General features: G+C 55.6%; 10 protein-coding genes. 1 reads left to right on the forward strand and 9 read right to left on the reverse strand.

The features are described from left to right. Window positions 1-175 precede the first annotated feature (175 nt). The 9 genes from ACQY1K_RS21960 to ACQY1K_RS22000 form a co-directional block, all read right to left on the reverse strand. Complete coding sequence (locus tag ACQY1K_RS21960; RefSeq protein WP_430259463.1) at window positions 176-550, reverse strand: SH3 domain-containing protein; 375 nt, start codon at window positions 548-550, stop codon at window positions 176-178. A gap of 295 nt (window positions 551-845) precedes the next feature. Next, window positions 846-2,753, reverse strand: a complete 1,908-nt coding sequence (locus ACQY1K_RS21965; RefSeq protein WP_430259465.1) for a protein kinase domain-containing protein — start codon at window positions 2,751-2,753, stop codon at window positions 846-848. Next, window positions 2,750-3,535, reverse strand: coding sequence for a PP2C family serine/threonine-protein phosphatase (locus tag ACQY1K_RS21970; RefSeq protein WP_430259467.1), 786 nt, complete (start codon window positions 3,533-3,535; stop codon window positions 2,750-2,752). The genes ACQY1K_RS21965 and ACQY1K_RS21970 overlap by 4 nt, the downstream gene beginning before the upstream one ends. Continuing rightward, complete coding sequence (locus ACQY1K_RS21975) at window positions 3,520-4,197, reverse strand: vWA domain-containing protein (RefSeq protein ID WP_062458199.1); 678 nt, start codon at window positions 4,195-4,197, stop codon at window positions 3,520-3,522. The genes ACQY1K_RS21970 and ACQY1K_RS21975 overlap by 16 nt, the downstream gene beginning before the upstream one ends. A 26-nt stretch (window positions 4,198-4,223) precedes the next feature. Continuing rightward, entirely contained in the window at window positions 4,224-4,826 is a 603-nt protein-coding gene (gene hxsA / locus ACQY1K_RS21980; protein ID WP_062458196.1) for a His-Xaa-Ser repeat protein HxsA, read from the reverse strand. Continuing rightward, a complete protein-coding gene (gene hxsC, locus ACQY1K_RS21985; RefSeq protein WP_062458193.1) occupies window positions 4,823-5,911 on the reverse strand; it encodes a His-Xaa-Ser system radical SAM maturase HxsC in 1,089 nt (362 codons plus the stop codon). The genes hxsA and hxsC overlap by 4 nt, the downstream gene beginning before the upstream one ends. Continuing rightward, the gene (gene hxsB, locus ACQY1K_RS21990) at window positions 5,908-7,317 is read right to left on the reverse strand and encodes a His-Xaa-Ser system radical SAM maturase HxsB (protein ID WP_430259469.1); all 1,410 of its coding nucleotides are present in this window, start codon (window positions 7,315-7,317) and stop codon (window positions 5,908-5,910) included. The genes hxsC and hxsB overlap by 4 nt, the downstream gene beginning before the upstream one ends. 328 nt (window positions 7,318-7,645) lie before the next feature. Further along, window positions 7,646-8,794, reverse strand: coding sequence for a hypothetical protein (locus ACQY1K_RS21995; protein ID WP_430259471.1), 1,149 nt, complete (start codon window positions 8,792-8,794; stop codon window positions 7,646-7,648). 452 nt (window positions 8,795-9,246) lie between these two features. Continuing rightward, complete coding sequence (locus ACQY1K_RS22000) at window positions 9,247-10,350, reverse strand: LacI family DNA-binding transcriptional regulator (RefSeq protein ID WP_062458180.1); 1,104 nt, start codon at window positions 10,348-10,350, stop codon at window positions 9,247-9,249. Between the two features lie 237 nt (window positions 10,351-10,587). Between ACQY1K_RS22000 and ACQY1K_RS22005 the strand changes: the two genes are divergently transcribed. Continuing rightward, the gene (locus ACQY1K_RS22005; protein ID WP_062458175.1) at window positions 10,588-11,655 is read left to right on the forward strand and encodes an ABC transporter substrate-binding protein; all 1,068 of its coding nucleotides are present in this window, start codon (window positions 10,588-10,590) and stop codon (window positions 11,653-11,655) included. Window positions 11,656-11,663: the final 8 nt, after the last annotated feature.

Below are 11,663 nucleotides of genomic sequence, written 5' to 3' on the forward strand. Positions count from 1 at the left end.
GAAAGCGACCACAGTGCTGTTGCACGACATCAGGCCAACCCGAAAAGCAAATGAAATCAACAGGACTCTGTGACCTAATAGGAAGCAATGGTTCCTATCCGTTCAAGAGCATGAGAGGTGGCATCGCTGCATCTACCTAATGAATGTCGATTGTTTGCGCTGGACCGATATGGAGCTAATCCACTGGCCTGACGAATGTGCCGTTGATCCAACCTTCTGCGCCGGAGGTAGTAGACTTTACCCGCCACCATTTGCCGTTTTTTTCAAGTACGAGTAGGTTCGTACCGTTCGTAAGTGTTTCGATCTTTACATATGCGGCATCTGGCCCCTCTCGTAGGTTGAGGTTCGTGGACGTCCTGACCTCTTCTCGCGGCAGGTCCTCTTTTCCAAAACTGACGGCGGGCTGATCAAAGACTTTTGGGGTTGAAGAGACCTCCTTGGTCTCGAGCGGCGAAAGTTCGTCCGTAGGCCTAGAGCCTTCTGTGATCATCTCCACTGGCTTTGAGTGGGGCACTGCGAGCGCAACCTTCGTGGCCGCGTCGAAAGCCACTCGAATGTCCGCGTCGATAGATCGAATGACAGCAACTTGCGTTGTGTCGGCGGAGGTGGATGCTCCCGGCATTAATGTCGGCGGAACTATTCGCCCCGGTGTGGCACCTGGTGGATCAATGGACGCTGGGGGTTGTGATGTGACTACAGGGGACGAGACTTCATTCGACTTGGTGCTGCTGATGCTAGAGTTCGACCGAGGTTGTTCGGTCGACGTTACGTTAGCGATCATGACTGCAGCCGCCGTCATTCCCACGATTAGCCAGAATCCTCGGTATGACGTTGCCATGGTCACCTCAACTCACATCGAGTTCAACTTGTTTCAGGCGCTTGTAGGCATCAACCAACGCTTGTGGCGGGGTTGATCTAAGGGCACTCGCGTGATCGGCCAAATGCTTAAGATCCGCAGGCGCTTTGGTGAGCTCTCTCTCGAGTTCAGTCCGCTGCTTCGCAATATCGTTCTTCACGGCTTGCACGGCAGCCGGATCGGTGGGGATCGAGGCGTTGAATACAAACTTCCTCTCTACAGTTTTTGCCCAAGTCTCAACTTCGCTGGCTAGGGAGGGACCGAAGCCGGGAACGTTTGTCACAGGCCGTTGCTGGACATCCCAGGCGTTTTCAAAACCATAGGATTCCAACGTCGCTTTCCGGCCTCTGCCGACGCGTGGAATCTTGGCCCTATCGATCCTATGTGACTCCATATGCTTTTCGAGCTGAAGCTGACGCTTTTTCTGCTCCAAAATAGCGAGCCGTTCGCGTTCCTTCTGGGGAAGGATTGCGTGAGCAGACGCGAGATCAACGTAGTGGTTGCGCCGCTTTTCGAACGTCCCCGGACCGGCGTTGCTTTCCCAGATTTTCCGCTGCTCCTCCCACCCGCTTTTGGCGCCACTCAGTTCCGTTGCGAACCTTCCTTTTATGTCCATAGAACGGAAAGCTACGACTATGACGCCGATCAGAAGTGCCACGCCCCAGAACCCGCTTACGGTGGACATGAGGTAGAGAGCCACAACCGTTGCGACGACGCCGGCAGCACCGGCAGCGTTCCGTTCTCGCCGCGCCTTTTTTGCGGCAGCAGATCGGCTCAGTCCTAGTAAAGGTCCAATAAGCTGCTCAGGGTCGGGGGCTCGAACCGGTGCTGGCATGGTTTTGATTGCAGTCAGGAGCTGCCCAATATCCATTATTGGGGCGCCCGTACTGAATTGAGCAGGAAACAGAGATCGCCCCATTGTCCTCTCAAGTTTGCACCAAGGGCAGCCGGTCAATTGGCGGGGGTAGGCGTGCGACTTGTCGGCAGGACACGAGGCGAGGTCGTTCTCAACTGCTTTCAGTAGGATCCCCCAAGATGCCGCCGTTGGCCGCACACCAGCCTGAGTGCTTGGCCTGAATGCGTCTTCGAAAGCCTTTCGGACATTGTCGCCATAGTCCCCAAGTGCCGGCACGAACGGCGGAGGCTCCATCTTCGTCTGGGCTTTTTGAGAGCTGTAAGCGAACCTACCGTCTTTGATGGCCGTCTTAATATCCATGTCGCCTTTGCCAAGAAATTTTCCGGCGAAGGGGTGTCTGCCAAGAAAGAGGAGTTGGAACAGGAGAACGGCAAGACCGAAATTGTCGTGGTTCGGGGTCCGGTCAACCCTGTCGAACTGTGTCCCCTGCAACTCTTGGGGCGTGTATTCAGCCACACCGACGAGACAACGGTACGTGGTGCTGCCGGATCGATACTGAAAAGAATCGCTGTCGATGAGCGATACCATCGCCTTATCAGAGACGAGAATTCCAGAATGGTTGATATCGCCGATGACGCAGCCGGTCGTGTGGATGCTGGCAACGGCGTTTGATAGGTTGATCGCGGACCGCAACAGAAATTTCAAATCGGCGGTTGGAAACTCGACTTTGCGACTTCCAGGGCCGTAGAGGTCATGGACGCTCTTGTACCCAGTCACCCTCTTCATCGTGAAGCCCAGGAATTCGCCTGACGGCGATGTGAGAGTGTCGACGGGAAAAGCGACATAGTCCGATCTACGATGAAGAGTGTCGGCCACCATCGCCGCGACCTTCTCTCGACGCTCGTGCGCTTTCCCTGGATTGTAGATTTTTGCCGCGAGATCTGGAGCCTCGGCAATGTGGTAGACTGCTCCTTCACCCCCCTTACCGATAACCGATCCAAGAGTGAGGCGGCGACCATCGGATGAGGTTACCGTCTTCATGCCCTGAGTCCGAGTATCAGTGACTTGTCATCATCAGTGCGCTCGCACACGGCCGGGGTTGCTAGATAACTCTGCAGAGCGGCCGAAAGGTCTCGGTCGAGGGATTGGGCTTGCGATGTTTTCAGCGGCGCGAGCATTCTATTGAAGAACGGTTGGTGCGCCGTCTTGGAGACATGGTCGAGCACCAGACGTTCGATACCGTCAGAAAATACCGCGAACTCCTCTACAATTCCTTCAACTGCCGTGACGACTAACCGAGGTTGTGGGTCATCGGTCACGAAGGAAGTTGTAGATGCGTACTCACCTTGGAATGGCCATGAGGGGACGATCCATTCTTCCGTGCCAGCCTGCTTTAGAACAGCAGCTCCGTCACCGACGTGGACAACGACAGAGTGTTCTGGGCCTGCGAGCACAGCAACCAGCGTCGCAGCGAAATCACGCGGCCGCGCATCGCATTCTTTTGCCTTGAGGTTGATCGCCTCACGAATAGCGTCGATCCAATCCCAGACATCGTCCTCACTCAGGGATGACAAAGATGATCGGGCGAGAAACGACCTGCAGGCCTTCAAAAAGCCCAGAGACACGGTTCGCGAGCCGATTTCAGCATGCGAGGCACTGCCAGCGCCGTCTGACACGACTGCAACCATGACAGGGCCTTCAAGAGTGAGAAACTCCTTAGCGCATGCGTAGTCTTGGCACGGCGTTCCGGTCTTACTATGCGAAGTCCCGATTGACCGGGCTCCAGCCCACCGCCAGGATGTGCGCATCAAACGGAAGCCCATCCTTCCGGCGTGGCCGGGTTGGACAAAGGCACGGCGTCGCCAGGGTTCGATTGGGAGACGGAACTAAGGGAGCTTGAAAGCCAGGAGAACAGATCGCGAAAGCGCAACTCCTTAAGTGAAAGGGGAGCGCGGGCGCTGAGCTGCCCGAGGACTTCCATGTTTGCACCCTCAACTCCTACCGCAAAAAACGAGAACGCCTTTTCAGCCTCGCCCGCTTTCACTTCGTTGGCCGCAGCGTGCCAAGAGTCTGTCGGCCCGCCGTCGGTGATGAGAAATACCCATGGCCGATAGTAGGAGATACCGTTTTGGCGATACTGGTTCTTACGATCCCTTAACAGTTGCAGGCCCTGTTCAATCGCCGCTCCCATGGGAGTGTCACCTTGGGACTGCAATTGCGGGGCATACCATGTCTGTACGCCTTGAAAATCGTTCACGATCGAGACCGGACCGAACGTGACAATGCCAACCTCGACGCGCTTTGCCGCCAAGGAATCCGCAAACAATTCATCGCGAAACTGGACAAGGCCGTCGTTGAGCTCGCGGATCGGTCTGCCATTCATCGAACCGGAAACGTCTAAGATCAGCAGGCAGGGACAACGCGGTTCCGGGTTATCGACAAACTCCGCCCCTTCGAATGGCTGTTGCTCGAATGGATTGCTCATGTCGGGTGCTCTTTCTTGAGGGAACTTCAGTTCGCCACGATTCCGAATGTATCAAGGACTTCAGGGGTAATTGTCCCGGTGACTTTCAGCCGGTAGTCCGTTTGCATAGCGGTCAACGCCGTCTTACAACTCGGACCAACTTTTCCATCAATCAATCCGGTATAGTACCCGTAAGCAGTTAGCGCGGACTGGACCTGCATCGCGATGCGTCTGAACTTGTCTGTGTTGCCAGGCAGCGTCTTGAGTGGTGCCGCAAGTGCGGCAGCCACGGGCGGAGTTACTACCGGCGCAACTGGGGCCGCTGGCGGAGTATAAACAGGCGCGGGGGCGGTATAGGTCGGAGCGGGCGGCGTGTATGACGGGGCCGATGGAGCCGTGTAGGTAGGGGGGCTGTAGTTTCGATAACTGTAGCCGCCGCTGCTGCTGGAGCGGTGGCTCGAGTGCGAACGGTGCGAGCTATGAGATCTGTGTCCCGCCAATGAGAAGATATGCTTGAGCTTCAGCCTTTCGAGCACGGATGGCTGTCCATTTTTGGCGGTGACGAAGTCACCTGGCACGATTGCCCCGGCCTTAGATGGCAAAAATCCCGCAGCAATCAGCGACGGAATTAGGAATAGCCTTTTCTTCATAACGCCCCCAATCCCGCAAACCCCTCTTTGTGACTATACCATTCGAAGAAACCACCACAAGCTGCACGGGAGCCGCATGCCTCGCAAATATCGAGATACTTCTGCTTCCAGTCTGAGATTGTTGACAAGGCAAACTCGCGGTATTGCAAAGGCACCGAACAGAGCGGAAAATTGTAGAGAGCGACAGAGATGCCGCGCGCTGCGCTCATATCGATCGCCCTCGCCAGCTGTGTGAAATCGGCGGAAGAGTCGTGGAACGACGTCGCCCAGTTCATTCGCCCGTAACCGATGCGTTCCATCTGCATGATTGCCCAAACATCGATACAGCTTAGGCGTGTGAATAGAAAATTGGCTAGATCGCTCAATCGGTCCTTGTTCTGCTGCATGACAACAGTACGCAGTTCGATGGAAGCCCCCGCTTTTATGAGAATGCCAAGTCCGCGCTGCAGATTTTGGAACGCACCATCTTTTCCCACGATACGATCATGGGTGAGCCCGTCTGCAGCATATAGCGGAATGCCCCAAAGTATCCTCTCCGTACCCATGGCCACCAGGCGCCGTATGTCTTCAGTGACGAAGTGCTGACCGTTGCTGAGAATGTGGAACCTGATGTCTGGCCTGGTTGAGGCAACAGTTTCAACCATTGAGAACAATCGCTCCTTGTGCAGCAAAGGCTCTCCGCCGGAGATGCCTATCGTTGCGTTGAGGGGGGCGAGACTTGCAGCGAGAGCGAACTGAGAAAACAAATCCGCATGATGCTTCTTAGGCGGCTGTGAGCACATGACGCACAACTGGTCGCACTGCTCAGTCACCAAGAACGTGTTGTGAGGCGACTTCGAACGGATCAGCCGATGGGCTATACGTTGTCCCGGCAAGGCCAAGATAACGTCGCCGTCGAAATTCTCGTCATCCTGTCTGTGCAGCCCAAATGAAAACCCGTTGTAGTCGTATTCGAGCCTTGTGCCCTCTGTATCCACCAGCACAGCATCGTGCTCGGTCTGGCAGTTCTGTGGCTCGTTGCGAAGCCTGATGACGAGAGGTTCAACGATCGGAAGTGGGTCGATTTTGAGGCGGAGATCGATCATTGATGACACCGGGCGATCGAAGCATCGAAGCTCGGAACTCCGGCCCAGATCGCAAGTGACTTCCGAATTTTCGGATCATCGGAGTAGATCATAGCGAAGATCTTGTCGAAGAGCGCAAGGTGCCGCTGGCAGAAATCGGTCTGGTCCTTCGGAAGATCGATGCGTCCGTAGCGGGAGAGGTCATCAACAAGATCAATGCCGCAATAAGCCTGGTAAGTGCAGTGGACACAGTCAGGATGAAAGTTGTTCGAAGCTTCCTCGTTCAATGCATCTACCGTCGCCATCGTCATGCCAGTGAAGACGTCCCCCATCGACAGATCGAACTGCCCGACACGACTCACCATCCGTGCTTCGTCCGTCGGATAGATCTTACCGTCGTGATCGATCACGACGTATCCATGTCCGACAATGTTAGGGTTACGAAGATCGACGTGGCCGTTATGTCCGGCTCTCAATATTCGGCGCAGGCAATGAACGAAGTAGTATTCCTCGGCGGGGACTTCGGCCGTGAAATTGAACTCCACAAGTTCGTCGATAAAGCTGGAATGATAGGCATTCCAGGCCGATGATGATGCCCGCGCATCGTATCGTTTACGGGCAAACCCCTGGTAATTGACCGGCCTGAGATAAATGGAGTTCATGCCTCGGCTTGTGTACGCCTCGATTACTGATTTAGGCTCCGGTGGCCGCCGGGGATCGATTGTGGGGAGTGCAGAGACCTTACCATTGCCCAGGCGTGCGATCGCGGCATCGAGGTTTTCGACGAACTGAGCCGTCCGCGCTGACTTAAACGTCCGTTGAAGCTCGTGTGTGGACACATCCCCATCGAGGGACGTGCTCACGTAGACGTCGGTCAGGCTCAAGAAGCTCCAGACCTCATCCGACACGTCCTGCAAGTTCGTGCATACGACAAATTCGCAGCGTTCGAACCGGGACCTGCAGAAATCGCGAACTGTACTGAGGATATCCAGGCGGAGCGTTGGCTCTCCGCCCTGAAACTCAATCTTTATCTTGGGTGCCGTGATCGTACCGAGGAAAGAGAGCACAGCTTCGAGCGTTTGGTTGCTCCAGTCGAAGCCCGGAGTATTCTCATTCACCCTGGATACCTGACAGTAGCCACAGGCAAGATTGCACCTCAGGGTCGGAACGAGGATGATGTAGTCCAAAGGTCCTGGGGCATATAAGCGGCTCGCAAAGCGGTACTCGAAGCCGGAATAGGCGAGGTCTCCTACCTCTTCGAAAGCGTGACCGTTGCGAAGCAAAAATGCATCGTCGTCAGCTGTGAACTGGTCGTGGGCATAGCGTGATAGAAATGCGTCATCCGATTTGAAAAAGCCGCCCGCGTCGTCGCAGAACAGGACGTCGCCGTCGGCTGTTTGCCGAAATTTGAGAGGGAAGACGGTCAAATTCCTGTCACCCCAGCGATCAGAGTAGTGCGGAGCGGGAGCGTCTCTGCATATACCTTCTGCCGATAGAGACAAAATAGGAAATGGCGCTCGAGGTCGTTGGACATCAAATCAGCCCCAGTCCTCGATATAAGCACGAAACCGTCTCCGGTTTTTACTTGAATGCCTGGATTGAGGTATCGAAAGCGTACGACCGCGTCGGAGAGGTAAGGGGCGAATTGGCTCGGAAATTCTATTCTGTTTGAGTCCGGCTGCATACGGGTTACCCAGTGATTTGCAGCCACACTAGGAGGTTGTGATCGAGCAGGCAATCGCCAAATATTCGCTTCTACTTAATGTTGGATGCGACCTCTTTGGCGCAGGCGTCCAGTGTACCGACCTCTCGTCTGATCAGCTCAGTCCAAGACCCGTCGTCGAAGCTGAAGAACTGAACAAAGCATTTGTTTGTGTCGTAGTCGCCCCACTGGGAAATCAGCAGTTTGCTTTTCAGTTCGTACTTCAGCTTGAGGGAAAGATTATTTTGCCCCCCAACAGGGGCGTCGAACACTTCGCCTGTACGGCTATTCGCTACATAGGCAACCGAACAGCTACTTCCGCACCCGATCTGTATAACCGAATACTCACCCGCGAATGTCGGGCCTCCTGTCATCGCATTGGTGATTCCAGTGCGGTACCTGCTAAAATTGCTGTCCCGACCGTTGAAGTCCGGAAAATTCTGGGGACCTTCGTAAACCCGCGATACAGGCAACTGTGAAGGCCTGATTCGGGCTAGAGAAATGCCGCGTTCAACGACATTCGTGGTCGCAAACGACAGCGCCCAAGTCAGGGGGGTGTAGCCAGTGTCCAGTACGCGTGCCGCGCCGGTGGCCCTCTCCAGATAATCTCTCGTCGAGATAGTCAGCGACCGGAGAACCGCGGACGATCCTACCTTATCGTACGCCTTGTCACCGTATCGTTGACGTAAGTTGCCCAATGCTTCCTGGTCAATGGATGTGATGAAGCGGACGACGTTCGCAGTCGCTGTGACGTCGTAGAATGCAGAGAACTCAACTGAGCCTGACGAGTTTGCAGCCACGGGTAGGATTTTCTCATACAGAAGACCATTGCTGGAAGTTCTAGACCGGATGTCCGATAATTTGGTCCGTCCAAAGCGTAAATCACCGAAACCAGCAGATGGACCAACCTGGCTCCCTGACCACGACTGCTGAAGCGATACTATTTGGTTTGAGGAGAGCTCAAGCGTTACAGAGAATTCGACGCCATTCGGCAGCCCGTATTGGTTGGTTGTGTAGCCTGCGACAGTTTCGGTTTTCTGCGGATTGCCAAAACGGTTTGGTACAGCACTGTCGCTTCCCAGCGTGACGCCTTCAATTGTCTGGGCAGGGAGCGAAACCGGAAGCGCTGCCATCGTGACCGCAATGCTTGCGGCAGCTGGTAGTTGTTTCCAACTCGCGGCGAGCTTTGCGAAATAGCCCATGGCGTACCTTAACATACTGACTTCGCCAGTCATCGGCGACCCGGCGTCCCGCTAGAGGCTATCATTGCTCAAGTAGATGAAACCACGCAACGTGTATGCTTACAAGGCTCATATCTCGATGGCTGTAAGCTTGGCTTAAGGGACTTGAAAAGGCAGAGGCTTCACCAGGGCCGATCATACATCACGTGTCGCACCCGGTGACTCAACACCCTTTTCGGAACTGCGACTCTCTGCGCAGGGCGTCGTTCGAGGTCTCGATCGTAGTCAGTGAATTCATAGGGATAGCTTCCCCAACTGCCGGGCCGAAAGTTCAATCTCCCTTAAGACCTCTGATGCACTTAAGTGGGTGGAGTTAATTGCCACAGATAGTTGTACGTCAACAATGGAACGGTCGTGAGCGATGTCAGCATGAAGGTTAAGCCTATCCTGCTGACCGAGACCGTTATCATCCACTAGATGCTGCCCCGTTCGCTTTCGATCAGTTCAAGACACTTCAATTTAAGAGCGGGCGGCGTTCCAGACAGGCTTGCGATCAGCATTTCACCCGCTTCGCGACCAAGCAGTGCGCTGTCGATTCCTATCGTCGTCAGGCCGGGTGGGATCTCGGCGGCGATGTCGCTTTCGCCAAAACCGAGAATGCCGAGATCGTCGGGTATGCGTATGTTCAGGCGGCGGGCTTCCATCAGGCATCCGAGCGCCAGCACGTCATTGCTGCAGAAGAGCGCCTCCGGCTTGACCGGCTGGGACAATGCAGCGGCAATCAGGCGTCGTCCGTCCGAAACTCCATTGACATCGTCGATGAGATGTTCGCCGACAAACGTTAATCCGAGCGCCTCACATTCCCTGCGAAAGCCCTGCAGGCGCAAGGCACCGCGCCCACTGCGCCGGCCGATGTAGGAGACCGAGCGGTAACCCTTCCGGTGCAACATTTCTGCAGCACGTCGTCCAGCCTCCGTGTTGGAAAACCCGACCAGCATGTCGATGGGGTCGCGCGGCAAAGCCCAGGTTTCCATGATGGGTATGCCAAGTCCGCGCAGGAGCTCCCGATTGGTTTCCAGCTCTATGACACCCGTGAACATGACGGCGGCAGGCTTCATCGCGTGCAGGGAGCGGATGGCGGCGGTTTCGCGCTCATAGGAATAGGAGGTCTGACCCACAAGAAAAAGATAGCCGGCGTCTTCCAGCACGGCAGCGCAGGCTTTTAATGCAGAGGAAAACTGTTCACTCATTAGGTTGGATGCGAACGCCAGCACGACATTTGACCGGCCGCTTTTCAACGCGCTCGCGTGCGGATTGACGCTGTAGCCGGTTTGCTCGACGGCACGCTGAATACGCTGGCGCTTGTCCGCGCTGACCTTTTCCGGATTTCGCAACGCCCTGGAGACCGTGATCGGCGCAACCTCCGCTAGGCGCGCGACGTCACCAATAGCGACCCGCGCCAGCTTTCCCTTTTCTCGGCCGTCAAACAGGACTGGCTTTGATCCACCGGCGCCGGTGATGCGTACGACCTCGTCGTATACGAAGGTCGTCTCGTCTTCCTTGCGCTCGATAGCCATTGGTCTCCAATCTTTTGTTCCGGATGATGTTTAATCCGCGCTCTGGTGACAGGCAACCGCCAGATCTTGGGGGAGGCCAGCCTTGGATGCTCTCCGGTGCCCAGCACATGCAATAGGATTCTTGCGCGAATGATAACGTTGTCATTGACTCCACTATCGCTGATGGTAACGTTGTCATCAAGCGGCGACGCAGAGCCTTGTTCACAACCTTGCCGCCTTCAAAAAAAGGGGAACGACATGATCACCGTCACGACGCCAATCTGCGCCTCCATGCGCCGTCTTCTTGCCGCAGCAGCGACTGCCGCAATCATGGTTGCGACTACTGCAAGTGGTGCATCCGCTGCATCGGGATGCATCAAGGGTGACCGCAAGGCGCCTTACACGATCGGCTGGGCCAATATCTATTCGGTGCCGACCTGGATGAAGCAGACCGAGGGTACCATCACAGCCGAAGTCGACGAACTCAAGAAGGCCGGCCTCGTCAAGGACCTGATGATCACCGACGCCCAGGGTAATGCGCAAACCCAGATCCAGCATATCCAGTCGATGATCGATGCCAATGTTGATGCCATCGTCGTCATCGCCGGTTCTTCCAACGCACTGGACCGCGTCATCTCGGATGCCTGCGACAAGGGTATCGCCATCGTCAACTTCGACAGTCTCGTCAACACGGACAAGGTGACTGCGAAGATCAACACCGACTCCGCCGAATGGGGCGGGGCCGCAGCAAAGTGGCTGGTCGGCCAACTGGGCGGCAAGGGCAAGATCATCGTCATGAATGGTCCGGCCGGCATTTCGGTTTCAGACGATCGCCGCAAGGGTGCGCAGCCGGTTCTGGATGCCAACAAGGACATCGAAGTCATCACTGAAACGAACTCGGAGTACAACGTCGCGCCTGCCCAGGAAGCCATGACCAGCCTGCTCTTCGCCAATCAGGAGATCGACGGGGTGCTGTCCCTCGGTGGCGCGCTTTCGGCCGGTTCCGTTTTGGCGTTTGATCGTCAGGGGCGTGACCAAGTACCGATCACGGGTGAGAATGCCCGCCAGTTCCTTGAACTTTGGAAGGAGAAGGGCCTGAAGGGATGGGCGACAATGCAGCCGAACTGGCTGGGTGCATTTTCGGTCTATACGGCGGTGCAGGCTCTGGAAGGAAAAACCGTTCCAGCCTTCATCAAGGTTCCGCTGCCGGTCATCGACGACAGTTCCGTTGAGAGTTACCTTGCGCGCGCCGAAAACTTCCCGGCCGATGGATATATCTACTCGGACTATGACAAGGCATTGTTCGATAAACTCCTCGCCCAGTGAGGTATTCG

The organism is Neorhizobium sp. IRS_2294 (assembly GCF_050500145.1).
Taxonomy (GTDB): domain Bacteria; phylum Pseudomonadota; class Alphaproteobacteria; order Rhizobiales; family Rhizobiaceae; genus Neorhizobium; species Neorhizobium soli.